Annotated in this window: 13 protein-coding genes; 6 read left to right on the top strand and 7 right to left on the bottom strand. The window is 71.8% G+C overall.

Annotated elements, in window-relative coordinates:
• Positions 1-112: 112 nt before the first annotated feature.
• Positions 113-1,123, top strand: a complete 1,011-nt coding sequence (locus ABB07_RS26165; RefSeq protein ID WP_208900991.1) for an aldo/keto reductase — start codon at positions 113-115, stop codon at positions 1,121-1,123.
• A 26-nt stretch (positions 1,124-1,149) separates the two neighbouring features.
• Positions 1,150-1,746 (top strand): TetR/AcrR family transcriptional regulator, encoded by a 597-nt coding sequence (locus ABB07_RS26170; protein WP_208900992.1) that lies wholly within the window; start codon positions 1,150-1,152, stop codon positions 1,744-1,746.
• Here the strand turns inward: ABB07_RS26170 and ABB07_RS26175 are convergent.
• From ABB07_RS26175 to ABB07_RS26185, 3 genes are all read right to left on the bottom strand, one after another.
• A complete protein-coding gene (locus ABB07_RS26175; protein WP_208900993.1) occupies positions 1,727-2,263 on the bottom strand; it encodes a hypothetical protein in 537 nt (178 codons plus the stop codon). The genes ABB07_RS26170 and ABB07_RS26175 overlap by 20 nt on opposite strands.
• 149 nt (positions 2,264-2,412) lie before the next feature.
• Entirely contained in the window at positions 2,413-2,637 is a 225-nt protein-coding gene (locus ABB07_RS26180; RefSeq protein WP_208900994.1) for a hypothetical protein, read from the bottom strand.
• Positions 2,638-2,762: 125 nt separating this feature from the next.
• Positions 2,763-4,190 carry an MFS transporter gene (locus tag ABB07_RS26185; RefSeq protein WP_208900995.1) on the bottom strand — a complete coding sequence of 476 codons (1,428 nt, stop codon included), beginning with the start codon at positions 4,188-4,190 and terminating at the stop codon, positions 2,763-2,765.
• Between the two features lie 101 nt (positions 4,191-4,291).
• Between ABB07_RS26185 and ABB07_RS26190 the strand changes: the two genes are divergently transcribed.
• Complete coding sequence (locus ABB07_RS26190) at positions 4,292-5,203, top strand: helix-turn-helix transcriptional regulator (protein ID WP_208900996.1); 912 nt, start codon at positions 4,292-4,294, stop codon at positions 5,201-5,203.
• 146 nt (positions 5,204-5,349) lie between these two features.
• Here ABB07_RS26190 and ABB07_RS26195 read toward each other — a convergent pair whose 3' ends face one another.
• Entirely contained in the window at positions 5,350-6,789 is a 1,440-nt protein-coding gene (locus ABB07_RS26195) for an MFS transporter (RefSeq protein ID WP_208900997.1), read from the bottom strand.
• 156 nt (positions 6,790-6,945) lie between these two features.
• Here ABB07_RS26195 and dusB point away from each other — a divergent pair, with 156 nt between their 5' ends.
• Entirely contained in the window at positions 6,946-8,076 is a 1,131-nt protein-coding gene (gene dusB / locus ABB07_RS26200) for a tRNA dihydrouridine synthase DusB (RefSeq protein WP_208900998.1), read from the top strand.
• Here the strand turns inward: dusB and ABB07_RS26205 are convergent, their stop codons facing one another.
• The 3 genes from ABB07_RS26205 to ABB07_RS26215 all read right to left on the bottom strand — a co-directional run bounded on the left by ABB07_RS26205 (position 8,077) and on the right by ABB07_RS26215 (position 13,606).
• Positions 8,077-9,861 carry an alkaline phosphatase family protein gene (locus ABB07_RS26205; protein ID WP_244189529.1) on the bottom strand — a complete coding sequence of 595 codons (1,785 nt, stop codon included), beginning with the start codon at positions 9,859-9,861 and terminating at the stop codon, positions 8,077-8,079.
• Between the two features lie 110 nt (positions 9,862-9,971).
• Positions 9,972-11,909, bottom strand: a complete 1,938-nt coding sequence (locus tag ABB07_RS26210) for an amylo-alpha-1,6-glucosidase (RefSeq protein ID WP_208900999.1) — start codon at positions 11,907-11,909, stop codon at positions 9,972-9,974.
• Complete coding sequence (locus tag ABB07_RS26215; protein WP_208901000.1) at positions 11,906-13,606, bottom strand: MGH1-like glycoside hydrolase domain-containing protein; 1,701 nt, start codon at positions 13,604-13,606, stop codon at positions 11,906-11,908. Before ABB07_RS26215 ends, ABB07_RS26210 begins: the two co-directional genes overlap by 4 nt.
• Before the next feature lie 131 nt (positions 13,607-13,737).
• Here ABB07_RS26215 and ABB07_RS26220 point away from each other — a divergent pair, with 131 nt between their 5' ends.
• Positions 13,738-14,958, top strand: a complete 1,221-nt coding sequence (locus ABB07_RS26220) for an ROK family protein (protein WP_208901001.1) — start codon at positions 13,738-13,740, stop codon at positions 14,956-14,958.
• 498 nt (positions 14,959-15,456) lie between these two features.
• Positions 15,457-18,177 (top strand): pyruvate, phosphate dikinase, encoded by a 2,721-nt coding sequence (gene ppdK / locus ABB07_RS26225; RefSeq protein ID WP_208901002.1) that lies wholly within the window; start codon positions 15,457-15,459, stop codon positions 18,175-18,177.
• Positions 18,178-18,425: the final 248 nt, after the last annotated feature.

Below are 18,425 nucleotides of genomic sequence, written 5' to 3' on the forward strand. Positions count from 1 at the left end.
GTAGGCATGACAGTGAAGTGGTCCAGACCTTTCGTCAATAGGTCTGGACCAAACTGACATCTATGGAATGACAGATATTGAAATCTGTCAGCCGTCATGCGACAGTGGAGCCATGACGACACACACCCGAACCCTCGGAACCACCGGCCCTGGAACCTCCGCCCTCGGCCTCGGCTGCATGGGCATGTCCGCCCTCTACGGCGACGCCGACCGCGCGGAGTCCATCGCGACCGTCCACGCCGCCCTGGACGCGGGCGTCACCCTGCTGGACACCGGCGACTTCTACGCCATGGGGCACAACGAGATGCTGATCGGCGAGGCCCTGCGCACCGCCCCGGCCGCCCTCCGCGAGCAGGCCCTGACCAGCGTGAAGTTCGGCGCCCTGCGCGACCCGGACGGCAACTGGAGCGGCTACGACGGCCGCCCCGCCGCCGTGAAGAACTTCGCCGCCTACTCCCTGCAGCGCCTCGGCGTCGACCACATCGACGTCTACCGGATCGCCCGCCTCGACCCGGACGTGCCGATCGAGGAGACCGTCGGCGCGATCGCCGAACTGATCGAGAAGGGCTACGTCCGGCACGTCGGTCTGAGCGAGGTCGGCGCCGAGACCGTCCGCCGGGCCGCCGCCACCGCCCCGATCGCCGATCTCCAGATCGAGTACTCGCTGATCAGCCGGGGCATCGAGCAGGAGATCCTGCCGACCGTCCGGGAGCTGGGCATCGGGATCACGGCGTACGGCGTGCTCTCGCGCGGGCTGATCTCCGGGCACTTCACCCGCGACCGGCAGCTCGCCGCGAACGACTTCCGCGCCCACTCGCCCCGCTTCCAGGGCGAGAACCTCCAGCACAACCTGAACCTGGTCGAGGCCCTGCGCAAGATCGCCGAGCAGAAGGGCGTCACCGTCGCGCAGATCGCCATCGCCTGGGTCCTCTCGCGCGGCGACGACATCGTTCCCCTCGTCGGCGCCCGCACCCGCGAGCGGCTGGGCGAGTCGCTCGGCGCGCTGGACGTCACCCTGGACGCGGCCGACCTGGCGGCGATCGAGGAGGCCGTCCCGGCGGACGCGGCGGCCGGCGACCGCTATCCGACCGCGCAGATGGCACACCTCGACAGCGAGCGCTGACCACGGCTGCGGGTACGGTCTTAGGCATGGCACCGCCCACCGAGACCCTGACCGCCGAGCGCATCCTCGAAGCGACCGAGGAGGTGCTGCGCCGCCACGGCCCGGCCAAGGCCACCGTGGTCGACGTGGCCCGCGCGCTCGGCGTCAGCCACGGCAGTGTCTACCGGCACTTCCGCACCAAGGCGGCCCTGCGCGAGGCGGTCACCAAGCGGTGGCTGGACCGTACGGCGGAGCGGCTCGCCGGGATCGTCGTGGCGGACGGCACCCCCGAGGAGCGGCTGCGGGCCTGGCTCGCGGCGCTGTTCGAGGCCAAGCGGCACAAGGCGGGCGACGATCCGGAGCTCTTCGCCACCTACACGGTGCTGACCGACGAGGTCGGCACGGTGGTCGGCGAGCACATCGCCGACCTGACCGCGCAGTTGACCCGGATCATCGCGGACGGGGCCGGGTCGGGCACCTTCGCGGTGCCCGATCCGGCCGCAGCGGCTCGAGCCGTCTTCCAGGCCACCGGCCGTTTCCACGACCCCTGTTACGCCCGGGAGTGGACCACTCCCGGCGTCGACGAGGAGTTCACGGCCGTGGTGGACCTGCTGGTACGCGGTCTCAGCTCACGTTCACGGTGACCGGCGCGGAGTGCAGCGTGCCGGACTTGGTCGACACCCGCACCTGCTCGGTGCCCTTGGTGGTGAACGTCCGCTTGATCGCGTAGGTGCCGTTCCTGTGGACGACCGCCGTGGTCTTGAGCGTGGTCCACTTGCCGTTGTGCAGGTGCTGGAGCACCAGCGTGGAGCCGGACTTGACGCCTCTGACGCGGCCGACGAACACCACGGTGTTCCCGACCTTGACGGCCTTGCGGTTGGCCCGGACGGTGATCGAGCCCGTCGCGGCCGGTGTCCGCGACGGTTTCACGCTCGGCTTGCCGGTGCGGGTCACCGAGGGCATGGCGGTCGGCATGCCGGTGTGAGTCGGCGTCGGCATGCCGGTGCGGGTGGGCGTGGGCATGCCGGTGCGGGTCGGCGAGGGGGTGGGGGTGCTGGTCGCTGCGAAGGCTCCGGTCGTACCGCCGGAGAGCAGCGCCACGGAGAGGACGCCGGCGCCGAGCGCGCGGCCGTAGCGGTGGTGGCGGAGTTCGGAGTTCATGTTCATCTCCTGTCGATCGCTCGATCGGACGCCTTCCAGGCTGACCCGACTTCGCTCCGTCGGCCACTCGAGACCCTCTGTAACCAGCATCGGGTCAGGTAAGTGCGCAGGTCAGCAGGGGTGTCCGGGCCCTTTTCGGGCCCCGGCGATCAACGGGAGGGCTGCCGGGCCGCCGCCGGATCGACCGTCGCCTGATGGGCCTCGGCCAGATGCTCCGCCGCCTTCAGCCACGGCAGGAACTGGGCGCCTCTGCGCCAGCCGCACGTGTCGCATCTGATCGTGCGCTGCACCCCCGTGCGCTGGACCCGGACGACGTGCTCCCGGCCGTGCTGGTCCCAGCGGCTCACCTTGCTCGTGCTGTTGTCCTGCGCCATGACGTCTCGCGCCTCCTCGCCCGATGTGGCACACCCCGGCCGGGACAGGAGTGTGCAGCAAGACGAACATCAACAGGGGGAGCTTCGCGCGGAGTTGTCCAAGCCGTGGCCCGGCCCCGGCCGCCTCACCCCACCTCGCGCGGCAGCCGCAGGCTGAGCAGCCCGGTCAGCACGACCCCGGCCAACTGCACCAGCAGCGTCGTGACCAGCGCGTCCCGCATGCCCATCCGCGGCACGAGGGTGAGGAACAGAGTGCCGAGCGTGGCCACGCCGAGGGCGAGCGCGGACTGCTGGGTGGTGACCATCACACCGCTGCCGACACCGGCCCGGGCGGGCGGCACCTCCGACATCACGATCCGGAAGACGTTGGGCAGTTGGAGCGCCTGCCCGGCACCGGCCACGGCGGCGCCCGGCAGCAGCGAGCCGAAGTCCAGGTGCGGCCAGTCCCGCCAGGCGGCCAGCACGATCAGCAGCACGCCCGCGCCCTGGACCACCGAGCCGGCGGTGACCACCCGGGTGCCGTGACGGGCCGTCAGCCGGGGCCCGGCGAGGGAGGTGAACAGGAACACCACGGCCATCGGCGCGAGCGCGAGCCCGGCCGCGACCGGACCGAGACCGGCGCCCTGCTGCAGCGCCAGCGCGATGACGAACATGAACCCGCTGAAGCCGACGGAGAACGGCAGGATCAGGATCAGCCCCCGCCGTAGCGAGGCGAGCGCCAGCAGGCTCGGCGGCACCAGCGGGGTCCGCCCCGCCCGGTCGGCCCGCCGCTCCACCGTCCAGAACGCACCGGCGGCGAACGGGAACGCGGCCAGCGACAGCCACGTCCACAGCGGCCAGCCCGCGGCCCGGCCCTCGGTGAGCGGGGCCAGCAGCGTCAGCAGGGACACCGCGAGCAGGACCGTGCCGGGCCCGTCGACGGGCTCGGGGTGCTGCGACCGGGTCTCGGGCACGACCCGCACGGCGAGGACCAGCCCCAGCAGGACCACGGGCACGTTGACGAGGAACACCGCGCGCCAGCCGGTCCCGGCGACATCGGCGGCGACGAGCACCCCGCCGAGTATCTGCCCGGCGACCATGGACAGTCCGGCGGTCGCGCCGTACAGGCTCATGGCCTTCGCGCGGCGCGCGCCGCGGGTGGTGGCCTGGATGGTGGCGAGCACCTGCGGCAGCATCGCGGCGGCCGCGGCGCCCTGCGCGACCCGCGCCGCGACCAGGCTCCAGGCGTCGGGCGCCAGCCCGCAGGCCAGCGAGGTCAGCCCGAACGCGGCCATGCCGCCGAGGAACAGCCGGCGGCGCCCGAACAGGTCGCCGAGCCGCCCGCCGAGCACCAGCAGCACGGCGTACGCCACGCCGTACCCGGCCACCACCAGCTCCAGCACGGCCTCGCCCGCGGCGAGGTCGGTGCCGATGGTCGGCAGGGCGACGTTGACGATGAAGAAATCGACGAGCGGCAGCGCCGCGGCCAGCAGTACGGTGAACAGCCCGGGCCCGCCGAGTGCGGGCGGCGCGGCCGTCGCGCGGACGGCCGGGGTGGTGACGGTCTCACTCATGCCCCCGAGCCTGCGCCGCCGCGCAGACTGGTACCAGAGTGTCCTGATCCTGGTACAAGAACTACCTGGCAACAGGATGCGGGCGCGGGCACCCTGGAACCATGACCACCACGGCCACGGACCGCAAGACGCCCGCCCCGCAGCCGCCGACCCGTGGCTCGGACATCCGCCGGCACGAGCTGGCCGCGTTCCTGCGCAGCCGCCGCGAGCGCATCAGCCCCGAGCAGGTGGGCCTGCCGCGCGGGGCCCGGCGCCGTACGCCGGGACTGCGCCGGGAGGAGGTCGCCCAGCTCTCCGCGGTCGGCGTCACCTGGTACACCTGGCTGGAACAGGCCCGCGACATCCAGGTCTCCGTGCAGGTCCTGGACGCACTCGCCCGCACCCTGATGCTGGACGCCAGCGAACGCGCCCACCTCTTCCAGCTGGCCGGCGCCACCGATCCGAGCCCCGCGGCGAACTGCTCGGGCGTCAGCCCGGCCCAGCGCGAGCTGCTGCGCCGGCTGGAGCCGATCCCGGCGTGCATCCAGAACAGCCGGTACGACATCCTCGCCTACAACCTCACCTACGGCCGCCTCCTGTGCGACCTGGACGCGATACCGGCGGAGGACCGGAACTGCATGCTCCTCGTGTACACGAACAAGGACTGGCAGTCATCGGTCATCCACCTGGAGGAGACCCAGCGCCTGATGGCCGCCAGACTGCGCGCGTCCCTGGCCGGCCATCTCGGCGAGCCGGCCTGGAAGATGCTGCTGAAGCGCCTGGAGACGGAATCCCCCAACTTCCGCGAGCACTGGGAGCGTTACGAGGTCGTCGGCAGCCGCGCGAAGACCAAGGAGTTCCTCAACGCCCGCGTCGGCCACCTCAGACTGGTCCACACCGACCTGTGGCTGGACCCCGAACCGGGCGCCCGGATGATCACCTACACCCCGGCCGACGAGGAGACCCGCGAACGCCTGGAGCAGCTGTACGACCTCGCCCGCGCGGCCGTTGCCGAGCCTGCCGCAGCATCCTGAAGAGGCGGCCCCCTGCACCCCGAAGGCGCTCCTGCACCCCGAAGGGGCGCGGGGCTGTATCGGAATGCGGCTCCGCCGCGCGGGCGCGACCAGCCACAACGGCGCCGCACTCGAACGACGGACACCGCGGCCCTCCCAGCGAAGCGCTAGGCTCCCACCGTCTGGCGGATCTCCGCGGACTCCAGGCTCTCGGCCGTGCGTTCGGCGGTGCGGTGGGCCCAGTGGCCGCTGGTGAGGAGGCCGAGGAGAAGGACGGCCAGGCCGCAGGCGGTGAGGATCCACCAGCCGGGGCGGGCGGCGGAGACGAAGGCCTGCTTCATCGGGGAGGAGCCGATACCGGAGGCCAGGACCGCGCCCACCACGGCGACGCCGAGCGTCTGGCCCAGCTGCCGGCTCGTGGAGGCGACCGCGGCGGCGACCCCGGCCTGGGCGCGCGGCATGCCGGAGACGGCCGTGTTGGTGATCGGCGCGTTGACGAAGCCGAAGCCGATGCCGAACAGGACGTAGCCGACGAGCAGCGTGGCGTTCGACGTCTCCGCCTCGAAGGCGGCGAAGAGGGCGCCGCTCGCCGTCATCGCCGTACCGGCGATCAGCAGGGGCAGGCGGGGGCCGCGGCTGCCCACCAGGCGGCCGGACAGCGGGGCGCACAGGAAGGTCGGCGCGGCCATCGGGAGCATCCACAGGCCCGCGTGCAGGGCGTTCAGACCGCGGACGTTCTGCAGGTAGAGCGTGGACAGGAAGAGGAAGCCGCCCAGTGCCGCGAACGCGCTGACCGCGATCACCGTGGCGCCGCTGAACGGCGCCGAGCGGAAGAAGCGCAGGTCGATCAGGGGTTCGGTGCGGCGGGGCTCGTACCACAGGAGGCCGAGGAGGGCCGCGACGGCGACGGCGAAGAAGGGGGCCACCGCGGTCGCGCCCGAGTCCGGTGCCTCGATGATCGCGTACGTCAGCGAGCCGAACAGGGCGATGACCAGGAGCTGCCCGACCGGATCGGGGCGGCGGGCCTTGGGTGCGCGGGACTCGGGGACGAAGCGGAGGGTGAGGAGAAGGGCCGCGAGGCCGACCGGGAGGTTGATCCAGAAGATCGAGCGCCAGCTCACCGACTGCACCAGCAGTCCGCCGACCAGCGGGCCTGCCGCCATGGATATGCCGACGACCGCGCCCCAGACGCCGATCGCCCTGGCCCGCTCCCGGGCGTCGGTGAAGGTGTTGGTGATGATCGACATGGCGACCGGGTTGAGCATCGAGCCGCCGACCGCCTGCACCATCCGGAACACCACCAGCAGGGACAGGTTCGGCGCGAGCGAGCACAGCAGCGAGCCGATGGAGAACACCACCAGGCCGGCCATGAAGACCCGCTTGCGGCCGATCCGGTCGGCCGTCGAGCCGGCGAGCATCAGCAGCGAGGCGAGGACCAGGGTGTAGGCGTCGATGGTCCACTGCAGGCCGGACGTGGTGGCGTGCAGATCGCGCTGCATCGACGGCAGCGCCACGTTCAGCACGGTGTTGTCCAGGCTCACGATCAGCAGGCTCATGCAGCAGATCGCGAGCACGAGGAGACGGCGACGGTGGCTCAGCTCGGGCATGGACCCAATCGTACGCCCAACTCGATAGTACGTCTAACTAATAGCGTGCCTAAATGATGTGTGCTACACGATCAGCGGCCGGGCTGCCGGCGGAGTGAGGGACAATGGGTGCCTGCCCCGTGTCCCCGTGCCGTAGATCCGTCCCGGAGCCCTGTGATGACCCAGCCCCTCTCCATCGGCCCGCACGCCGTGACGCCGCCCGTCGTGCTCGCACCCATGGCGGGGATCACCAACGCGCCGTTCCGCACGCTGTGCCGTGAGTTCAGCGGGGGCAAGGGGCTCTTCGTGAGCGAGATGATCACGACCCGGGCGCTGGTCGAGCGCAACGAGAAGACCATGCAGCTGATCAGGTTCGACGCGAGCGAGCGGCCGCGTTCGATCCAGCTGTACGGCGTGGACCCGGCGACCGTCGGCAAGGCCGTCCGCATGATCGCGGAGGAGGACCTGGCCGACCACATCGACCTGAACTTCGGCTGCCCGGTTCCCAAGGTGACCCGCAAGGGCGGCGGCTCGGCCCTGCCGTACAAGCGGAACCTGCTGCGGGCGATCCTGAAGGAGGCCGTGAGCGGCGCCGGGGACCTCCCGGTCACCATGAAGATGCGCAAGGGCATCGACGACGACCACATCACCTACCTCGACGCCGGCCGCATCGCCGTCGAGGAGGGCGTCACGGCGATCGCCCTGCACGGCCGCACCGCCGCCCAGCACTACGGCGGCACCGCCGACTGGGACGCCATCGCCCGGCTGAAGGAGCACGTCCCGGAGATCCCGGTGCTCGGCAACGGCGACATCTGGTCCGCCGAGGACGCGCTGCGGATGGTGCGGGAGACCGGCTGCGACGGGGTCGTGGTCGGCCGCGGGTGCCTGGGGCGGCCGTGGCTGTTCGCGGACCTGGTCGCCGCGTTCGAGGGGCGTACCTCCTTCGCGCGGCCGACGCTGCGGGAGGTCGCCGGCGTCATGGTCCGGCACGCCACCCTGCTCGGGGAGTGGATCGGCGACGAGTCCAAGGGCGTCGTCGACTTCCGCAAGCACGTCGCCTGGTACCTGAAGGGCTTCGCGGTCGGCTCCGAGATGCGGAAGCGGCTCGCGATCACGTCCTCGCTGGAAGAACTCCGGGCCGGGCTGGACGAGCTGGACCTCGACCAGCCGTGGCCGGCCGGCGCCGACGGGCCGCGCGGCCGTACGTCCGGCAACAACCGGGTGGTGCTGCCGGACGGCTGGCTGAAGGACCCGTACGACTGCGCGGGGATCAGCGAGGACGCGGAGCTGGACACCTCCGGCGGCTGATCAGCCCTTCTTCGGGTGCGGTGTCGAGCCGAACGCCGTCAGGAAGCGGTCGCGGAACGCGCTCATCTTCCACACCGGGGCGTTGTGGGCCGGCCGCAGCCCGTCGGTCCAGTTCCAGCTCGCGATCTTGTCGAGGAGCTTCGGGTCCTTGGCGACGATCGAGATCGGCACGTCACGGCTGGCGTGGTTGCCGCTGGCGTGGGCGTTCGGCTGGTGGTCGCCGAGGAAGACCAGCACGGTGTTCTCGTTGCCGTAGCGCTCCAGCCACTCGGTCAGCGCCGTCACCGAGTACTGCACCGACTTGCCGTACTCCACCTTGGAGTGGGTGTCGTCGGTGAGGGTGTAGGAGGACGGGTTGCCGGCCTTCTCGATGCCGTTGAAGATCGAGCCGTCGCCCAGCTGGTTCCAGGGCACCATCTTCGGGATCGGCGCCCAGGGCTGGTGGCTGGAGGTCAGGATGAGGAAGGACATCCGTGACTTGCCGTCGGCGGGCTTCTTGCTGTGCACCCGGTCCTGGTACTGCTGCAGGGTGTACTGGTCGGGCATGGTCGACCAGCTGAACTTCGGGCCCTTGTAGCCGAGTCCGAAGGCGTTGTAGACCTTGTCGAGGCCGTACCACTTCTGCTCCGGCCACGCCTTCACCACGCCCGGCATCACCCCGACCGTGTCGAACGCGCCGGTCTTCCTGAACGCCTCGGTCAGGCTGAGGTGGTCGCTGGCCATCACCGTGCGGTAGCGCTGCTGGTTGCTGATCCACAGGCCCGACATGGTGGTGGAGTGACCGAGCCAGCTGCTGCCGCCGTAGGTCGCCGAGGTCAGCCAGCCGCTCCTGGCGTGGAAACCGGCCTTGGCCAGCGCCTTGGTGCGGGCGTCGAGCGTCGCGTCCACACCGGGCGCCATGAGCGGGTCCTCGATCGCGCTGCGGCCGTAGCTCTCGATGAACGTGAAGATCATGTCCTTGCCGCGCAGGTCCGGGACCAGCTGGCTGCCCGGGGTGTTCCCGAACGCGTCGACCTTCGCGACCTTCTCGAACTCCGCCTCGTCCTTGAGCGTGGCCGAGACCAGGTGGGCCTGGGTCTTCAGCGCGCCGGCGGTGCTGTCGGAGGCGAGCGGCACGCCGGACAGCTGGAGGCCGAGGGAGGAGCAGGTGATCCAGACGACCCCGGCGACCAGCGTGCCCCGGGTCGCGACGGCGGTGTGCCGGGCGAGCAGATTGCTCAACCGGACCACGGACAGGGCCAGCAGCACGAACAGGAGCAGGACGGCGGTGATCACACCGGCCACGGCGACCAGGGTCTTGGTACGGCCGAGCGAGTCCTCCAGGTACGACTCCGCGTCGCCGAACAGGCTCCAGTCGAGAACGACGTTGAAACCACGGCCCAGATACTGCTTGAAGCCCATGTCGAGGGCGTTCAGCACGGTCATCGCGCCCAGCGCGACCCCGGACACGGCCGCCAGCACCACGCGCGGCCGGCGCGGCAGCGCGATCATCACGGCCGCGCCGATCACGGCCTCCGCCGGAATCCGCACGAACTGCTCGGGCTCCAGCCGGACGACGGAGTTCGGCATCACCAGCGCCGCGATGACCAGGGCGGCGGCGAGCACGGTCACGGTGACGGACAGGGCTTGGGCGGCGGTCGGATGCGCCTCCCGCCGGCGCCGCACCCATGCCCTGCACGCGGTCCAGGGGCGCGGGAAGGGGCGGCGCGGGCCGGACAGGGGGGTGGCGGACTGTTCCGGCTCGGCCTCTTCGGCTTCCGCTACGGCTGATTCGCGCGTGCTCATGTCCTGGGACACCCAGCGTCCTTCCCTACGAGACCCGATCCGCAGTCCCGTACGGCCAACCACCGGCTCCTGTTCAGGGCGCTGAGCAAACACCGGGCAAATACAGCCCCTTAAACCCCGCCCACCGCCGTCAACAGCGCGAGCGGTGCGGCAGCGGACCGCGCCTCCCGCACACACGCGTGCGGATAGGGAACCGGCTCCGGATGCGTGTCCCGCCCGTACCCGGCCAGGACCTCCGGCAGCCGGCACCCCGCCACCGTCGCCGCGTCGATCAGCGAACGCGCCACCGCCCGGGCCTCGTCATGCAGCCCGTACCGGGCGAGCCCCAGGGTGATCAGCGCGTTGTCGTGCGGCCACACGGAACCCCGGTGGTACGACAGGGGGTGGTACGCCGCCTGCCCCGCGGCCAGCGTCCGCACGCCCCACCCGGAGAAGAAGTCCGGCTCCAGCAGCCGCCGGCCCACCACCTCGCCGTACTCCTTGTCCAGCAGCCCGGACCACAGCAGATGCCCGGCGTCGGAGGCCAGCGCGTCGATCTGGCGGCCCTCGCCGTCCAGCGCGAGCGCCGGGAAGGACTGCTCGTGCATCCAGAAGTCCCGCTGGAACCGGTCCCGGAGGTCGGCGGCGGCCTGCTCCAGCAGGGCGCCGTACGTCTCGTCGCCCCACACCGTCCGCGCCAGCCCCGCCGTGCGGCGCAGCGCGTCGTAGGCGTAGCCCTGCGCGCCCGCCGCCATCACCGCGCCGGTGGGCCGGGTGCCGTCGGCGCAGCAGATCGCGCCGGGGGAGTCCTTCCAGTTCTGGTTGGCGAGGCCGCCCTCGTCGGCGCGGTAGACGAGGTAGCCGCGCGAGGTCAGCCCGCCGTGGTCCAGCATCCAGCCGACGGCGGCACGCGCGTGCGGCTCCAGGCGCCGCGCCGGGCCGGTGTCCCCGGTGCCTTCGACGTACGCGCCGAGCAGGATGAGGAACAGCGGGGTCGCGTCGACCGAGCCGTAGTACCGCCCGAACGGCACCTGGCCGAAGTGCGCCAGCTCGCCGTGCCGTACCTCGTGCACGATCTTGCCGGGCTGAGCGAGCGGGGACGGGTCGCCGCCGGTCGCCTGGGTCGCGGCGAGCGCGGGAAGCGTGGCGGCGGCCAGTTCCGGGCGGTACGGCAGCGCGAACAGGGAGGTGAGCAGGGCGTCCCGGGCGAGGAGGGCGAGGAACCAGGGGGCGCCGCCGGCCGGGACGCGCAGTTCCTCGCCGTCGGGCCCGCGGGCCGGCACCTGGAGCGCGGCCAGGTCGGCGAGGCCCCGCGCGCAGGCCGCCGCCAGTTCCGGCCAGCCGGTGGGGAAGGCCACGCCTTCCATGAACTCGCCCTCGGTGGTGCGGAGTTGGGCGTGCACCGACGCCGGGTCGCGGGGCACCCGCAGGGCGCGCTTCTCGCCGTGCGGGCGGGCCACCACCCGGAGCACCAGCTCGGTCGTGCCGTGCGGCGCCAGGTCGAGGGTCCACACCAGCCGACGGGCACCCGTGCCGGTCTCCTCCACGGCGTCGGGGGCCGGGTCGGCGGTGATGGTCGTACGGGACTGCCACTCGGCGCGCCGGTAGGTGAACTCGATGCCGTCGTCGAGGACCTCGCGGGAGCGCAGGGCGCCGGGCTTGGCGTAGGTGCGGTGGTCGGAGCGGAGTTCGAACTGGTCGGTGAAGTCGGCGTCGGCGGTGATGGCGAGCCGGACGGTGGTCGGCACCGGGCGGTTGCTGGTCACCCGGAGCGATTCGGCGAACGAGCTGTCGCCGACGGCCTGCTGCCGGAAGAGGGTGTGCGCCGGGGGCTCCTGCCGGCCGCCGCGCGGGACGAGCACGCAGCGGGCCGCGTCACCGTCGGTGACCGGGGTGAGCACCTCGGGCACGGCGCCGTCGACGGTGAGCTGCCAGCGGCTGAGGTGCCGGGCGTCCCGTACGAACAACCCGTCCGGGGAGCCGCTGCCCCGGACCCCGCTGATGTCGCCCCGGTCGCCCACGGCGGCGAACGTCGCCCCGTGCACGAGCAGATGGTGCCGGTCCGTCATCGCCGGTCCCCTCCTTCGTCACTCCTGTCGAACGTGCCGCCGCCGGTGCGGGACACGGTGTGTCCGGGGGGCTTGGGAAGCTCTTTGTGCAGCTCGTGGTGGAGGTCGAGGGCGAGTGCGGCGGTCCAGCCGAAGCCGGTCGCGCCGCAGGCCTCGCCGGTGTACGGGTCGACGTACTCGGCGAAGTCCGTGGCCTCGGCGAGCTCCAGCACGGCCGCGCGCAGCGCGTCGGCCCGCTCCCGCTCGCCGTGCACCCGCAGGCCCCGCTCCAGCAGCCAGCTCGTGTTGAACCAGGCCGGGCCGCGCCAGTACCGGTGCGGGTCGAAGGCCTCGCCGAGGAGGTCGTAGCTGGGCACGAGCCGGGTGCGCTCCCCGAGCCCGAAGTGCGGCCCGCCCAGCGTGCGCACCAGCGCGGCGGCCACCTCGCGCGGCAGCCCGGGCAGCATGAGCGGCACCAGCCCGGACACACTCCGCTCCGGGATCAGCCCGGAGGGGCCCTGGTGGTGGGGTGGGATGGAGGCGCCCTGGGGGTGGTCCGGGTCGGAGGGGCCCCGCCCGTGTGCCAGGTCGGCGGCGCCCTGCCCGTGGGGCGGGGTGGTGGCGCCTTGCCCGTGGGGCGGGGTGGTGGCGCCTTGCCCGTGGGCCGGGTTGACGGCGCCCTGTGCATGGAGCGCGTCGGCGACACCGTGGGGTGCCACGGATCCGCCCCGCTCGTGGGTCGCTCCGCCGGCGTGCAGGTCCCGGCACAGGAACATCCCGTACGCCGGGTCCCACAGCCGGTCCACCAGCGCCTGGGTCAGCCGCTCGGCGCGTGCGTGCCGTGCGGTGCCGGCCGCGCCCAGTTCCCCGGCGATCCGGGCCAGCGCGTGTTCGGAGGCGATGAGCAGGGCGTTGAACGCCGGGTCCTCGACCGCGAACTCGCCCTCCTCGTCGGCGTACCCGGCATCCCGGTAGTCGGCGGCCAGCCGCACGTACCGTCCGTAGTCCAGATCCGTCGGCCGGTCCTCGGGTGCCCCGTGGTCGAGGTCGGCGCGGCGGAAGGAGCGGGCCGGGGCCGGGGTGATCCGGGCGAGCGGGGCGTCCCAGCAGGGGCTGTTGTCCATGCCCTGCTCCCAGGGGTGGACGACGGACACCAGCCCGGCGCCGCCCAGGTCCCGGCGGTGCAGCAGATAGCGGTGCCAGGCGGCCAGCCGCGGGTACATCCGGGCCAGGAAGCCGCGGGCGCGCGACAGCCCGGGGTCGGCGCGGTGCACCAGCCAGGCCGCGAGCGCGTGCACCGGTGGCTGCACGATCCCCGAGGTCTGTACGGTGCGCGGGGCGCCCGCGGTGCGGCCGGCGGTGGCGGAGCGCCAGAAGTCGGGGCTGGGGAAGTAGGCGTCGAGCGGTACGGAGGGGTTGAACACGATGTGCGGGACGCGCCCGTCGGCCCACTGGGCGGCCAGCAGGGTCTCCAGCTCGGTCTGGGCCCGCAGCGGCGAGACGTGCCTCAGGCCGATCGCGATGAACGCCGAGTCCCAGGACCACTGGTGCGGATACAGGCTGCGGGAGGGGACCGTCGAGCCGCCCGTCCAGTTCGCGTCGAGCACCCGGGCCGCTCTCACCCGCAGGGACGTGTCCGAGGACGGGGGATCGCACGCGGTCCCGTAGGGCACGGGCGCCGCGGGACGGACGGTGAGCTGCGTGCTGCTGCGATCCACTCGGGGCTCCCCGAAGACGAAGACGCCCGGCCGGGCCGACCGGGTTTGGTGTTGACCGTCGTAGAGTTACGTCTATTTAACACGCAAAACTCAATATGTAATGCAGGCTTGAGAAACACAAGGGGGTGCGCATGACCGAACGTCCGGGAAGAATCGGGAAGGCCGGCAGCCCGGCCGGCGCCGGAGAACTGCTCGAACTGGTCCGCAGCGGGCGGGCGGTGACACGTGGTGCGCTCCAGCAGGCGACCGGACTGTCCCGCGCGACCGTCGGCCAGCGCCTGGACCGCCTCTTCCGGGCCGGCTGGCTGCGCGAGGGCGCCGGCGGCCCGGTCGACTCGCCGCTCGGCGGCCGCCCCTCCATCACGCTGGAGTTCGCCGACTCGCACGCCGTCGTCCTCGCCGCCGACCTGGACACCCGGCACGCCCGCGCGGCCGTCCTGACGCTGACCGGCGAGATCCTCGCCGAGGACTCGGGGACGCTCGTGATCGGGGACGGCCCGGAGGCCGTACTGCCCGAACTGGGCCGCTGGTTCGGCGAGTTGCTGGAGAAGGCCGGGCGGCCGGCGGCGGAGGTCTGCGGCATCGGGCTCGCCGTGCCCGGCCCGGTGGACACCGGGACCGGCCGCGTGGTCCAACCGCCGATGATGCCGGGCTGGGACGGCTACGACATAACGGGCCGTCTCTCCCGCGCCTTCACCGAGCACACGGGCGCCGCGGCCGTCCCCGTGCTGGTCGACAACGACGCCAACCTCATGGCGTACGGCGAGCAGCGCGCCGGGCACCCCGACTGCGCGGCCTTCGTGCTGGTCAAGGTGTCCACGGGCATCGGCGCCGGGGTGATCGTGGACGGCTCGGTCTACCGGGGGATCGACGGCGGGGCCGGGGACATCGGGCACATCCGGGTCGGCGCGGACGCGCTGTGCCGCTGCGGTTCGCACGGCTGCCTCGCCGCCGTGGCGAGCGGCGGCGCCGTGGCCCGGCGGCTGGCCGAGAGCGGGGTGCCGGCCGCCTCCGGCGCGGACGTACGGGATCTGCTGGCCGCCGGGCATCCGCAGGCGGCCGCGCTGGCCCGGGAGGCCGGGCGGCGGGTCGGTGACGTGCTGGCGACGGTGGTGACCCTGCTGAACCCCGGGGTGCTGATGATCGCGGGCGACCTGGCCGGGACCCCCTTCCTCACCGGCGTCCGGGAACTCCTCTACCAGCGGGCGCTGCCGCGCTCCACGGCCCACCTCGACGTCGTGACCTCCCGGCTGGGGGAGCGGGCCGCGCTCATCGGAGCGGGGGCGCTGGTCGTGGAACACCTCTACGCGCCGGAGCGGGCCGAGGAGCGGCTGCGGGCGCTGGGCGTCTGACATGGCCGGTGACCGGGTCCGACCTCGCTGGTGAGCGGGCTCCGACTGGGCTGGTGAGCGGGTCCGACGCGGCCGTTCCGGGCGTGTGACGTGGGTGTTTCCGGGTACCGGGAAGCGGTCCGCATGGTGAAATCCGGCGGGCTGTGGCAGCGTGATTCTCGCCACCCTTGATAAGGGTTGCGCTCAGATGAGCGGATCATGGGCGACTGCACTTCTCCAAGGGGTGGCACTGGGTGCCACCCCTTGATCGTTCACCGATCGAAATCAGACGTGCGGGATGGCCGCTCATCTGAGCGAAAAACCGCGGGTTGGAGGGTGCTTGCGTTCAAGAAGTGAAGGCATCTGGTGGTGCTGGCTTGCCAAGCCTTGACTTTCGATCCGCTGGCGGACGACTGGTTACGGGCTCATGACGCGCAAGTGGACGTACCCATGCGCCTTCGATCTGGGTATGTTCCTCGCCGTCAGGGCAGCCACCGTGGCCTCAAGGAGTCGAGACCCGTGTCGGAAAACAAAGAACCCCACGTAGTGAAGTTCGTTTACGACTTCACCGAGGGCAACAAGGACCTCAAGGACCTCCTCGGCGGCAAGGGCGCCAACCTCGCCGAGATGACCAACCTCGGTCTGCCGGTGCCTCCCGGCTTCACCATCACCACCGAGGCCTGCAAGGTCTACCTGGAGAGCGGTGAGGAGCCCGCGGCACTGCGTGACGAGGTGAGTGCGCACCTCGACGCCCTCGAGTCCCGCATGGGCAAGAAGCTCGGCCAGCCCGACAACCCCCTGCTGGTCTCGGTCCGCTCGGGCGCGAAGTTCTCCATGCCCGGCATGATGGACACGGTCCTGAACATCGGCCTCTCCGACAAGTCGGTGCAGGGCCTGGCCAAGCAGGCCGGCGACGACCGCTTCGCCTGGGACTCCTACCGCCGCCTGATCCAGATGTTCGGCAAGACCGTCCTCGGCGTCGACGGCGAGCTCTTCGAGGAGGCCCTCGACAAGGCCAAGGAGGCCAAGAACGTCACGGTCGACACCGACCTCGAGGCCGCCGACCTGAAGAAGCTGGTCACCACCTTCAAGAAGATCGTCAAGAAGGAGGCCGGCCGGGACTTCCCGCAGGACCCGCGCGAGCAGATGGACCTCGCCATCAAGGCGGTCTTCGACTCGTGGAACGGCGACCGCGCCAAGCTGTACCGCCGCCAGGAGCGCATCCCGCACGACCTCGGTACGGCCGTCAACGTCTGCTCGATGGTCTTCGGCAACCTGGGCCCCGACTCCGGCACGGGCGTCGCCTTCACCCGTGACCCCGCCTCCGGCCACCAGGGCGTCTACGGCGACTACCTGCAGAACGCCCAGGGCGAGGACGTGGTGGCGGGCATCCGCAACACCGTCCCGCTGGCGGAGCTGGAGTCGATCGACAAGAAGTCGTACGACCAGCTCATGCAGATCATGGAGACGCTGGAGAACCACTACAAGGACCTGTGCGACATCGAGTTCACGATCGAGCGCGGTCAGCTGTGGATGCTCCAGACCCGCGTGGGCAAGCGCACCGCCGGCGCCGCCTTCCGCATCGCCACCCAGCTGGTCGACCAGGGCCTGATCGACGAGACCGAGGCGCTCCAGCGCGTCACCGGTGCCCAGCTGGCCCAGCTGATGTTCCCGCGCTTCGACGAGCACGCGAAGGTCGAGAAGGTCGCGCGCGGCATCGCCGCGTCTCCGGGCGCCGCGGTGGGCAGGGCGGTCTTCGACTCCTACACGGCCGTCAAGTGGTCCCGCTCGGGCGAGAAGGTGATCCTGGTCCGCCGTGAGACGAACCCCGACGACCTGGACGGCATGATCGCGGCGGAGGGCATCCTGACCTCGCGCGGGGGCAAGACGTCCCACGCGGCCGTGGTCGCCCGGGGCATGGGCAAGACCTGTGTCTGCGGCGCGGAGGAGCTGGAGGTCGACACCAAGCGCCGCCGTATGACGGTCCCCGGCGGCCACGTCGTCGAGGAAGGCGACCTGATCTCCATCGACGGCTCCACGGGCAAGGTCTACCTGGGCGAAGTCCCCGTGGTCCCCTCCCCGGTGGTGGAGTACTTCGAGGGCCGGATGCACCCGGGCGCGGACGACGCGGACGAGCTGGTCGAGGCGGTCCACCGCATGATGGCCTTCGCCGACCGCAAGCGCCGCCTGCGGGTCCGCGCCAACGCCGACAACGCCGAGGACGCGCTGCGCGCCCGCCGCTTCGGCGCCCAGGGCATCGGCCTGTGCCGCACGGAGCACATGTTCCTCGGTGAGCGCCGCGAGATGGTCGAGAAGCTGATCCTGGCGGACACGGAGAGTGAGCGCGAGGCCGCGCTGGCCGAGCTCCTCCCCCTCCAGAAGAAGGACTTCGTAGAGCTCTTCGAGGCGATGGACGGCCTCCCGGTGACGATCCGTCTCCTGGACCCGCCGCTGCACGAGTTCCTCCCCGACATCACGGAACTCTCGGTCCGCGTGGCCCTGGCGGAGTCCCGCCAGGAGCCGCACGAGAACGAGCTGCGCCTGCTGCAGGCGGTGCACCGCCTGCACGAGCAGAACCCGATGCTGGGCCTGCGCGGCGTACGCCTCGGCCTGGTCATCCCCGGCCTGTTCACCATGCAGGTCCGCGCGATCGCCGAGGCGGCCGCGTCCCGCAAGTCGGCGAAGGGCGACCCGCGCGCGGAGATCATGATCCCGCTCGTCGGCACGGTGCAGGAGCTGGAGATCGTCCGCGAGGAGGCGGACAAGGTCATCGCGGAGGTCGAGGCGGCGACGGGTACGGCGCTGAAGCTGGCGATCGGCACGATGATCGAGCTCCCGCGGGCGGCGCTGACGGCGGGCCAGATCGCCGAGGCGGCCGAGTTCTTCTCCTTCGGCACGAACGACCTGACGCAGACGGTGTGGGGCTTCAGCCGCGACGACGTCGAGGCCTCCTTCTTCACGGCGTACCTGGAGAAGGGCATCTTCGGCGTGAGCCCGTTCGAGACGATCGACAAGGACGGCGTCGGCTCCCTGGTGAAGTCGGCGGCGGAGGCGGGCCGGCGCACCCGCCCCGACCTCAAGCTCGGCGTCTGCGGCGAGCACGGCGGTGACCCCGAGTCCGTCCACTTCTTCCACGAGGTCGGCCTGGACTACGTCTCCTGCTCCCCCTTCCGCATCCCGGTGGCCCGCCTCGAGGCAGGCCGCGCGGCAACCCAGTCGGCGGGCAGCGACCACCGCTAGGCCCTTCCGGGCTGGTTGAACCCCGGAGCCGCCGCCGGTCCCCGACCCTCACCGATCGGCGACGGCTCCGGCGCACGAAAGAGGAGAGGCGGCACCCCTGTGCGGGGGGTGCCGCCTCTCCGGCGTTTCCGGAACGGGCTCGCACGTCAGTGTCGTGTTTCCCCGTGGAGGAGCGTCGGCTTTCGGCCGCTGTCTGGTTGTCGATCACCTGATGTGGTGGTGATGAGGAGGGCAGATCGTTTCTTTGC

The organism is Streptomyces incarnatus (assembly GCF_001027185.1).
GTDB lineage: Bacteria > Actinomycetota > Actinomycetes > Streptomycetales > Streptomycetaceae > Streptomyces > Streptomyces puniciscabiei.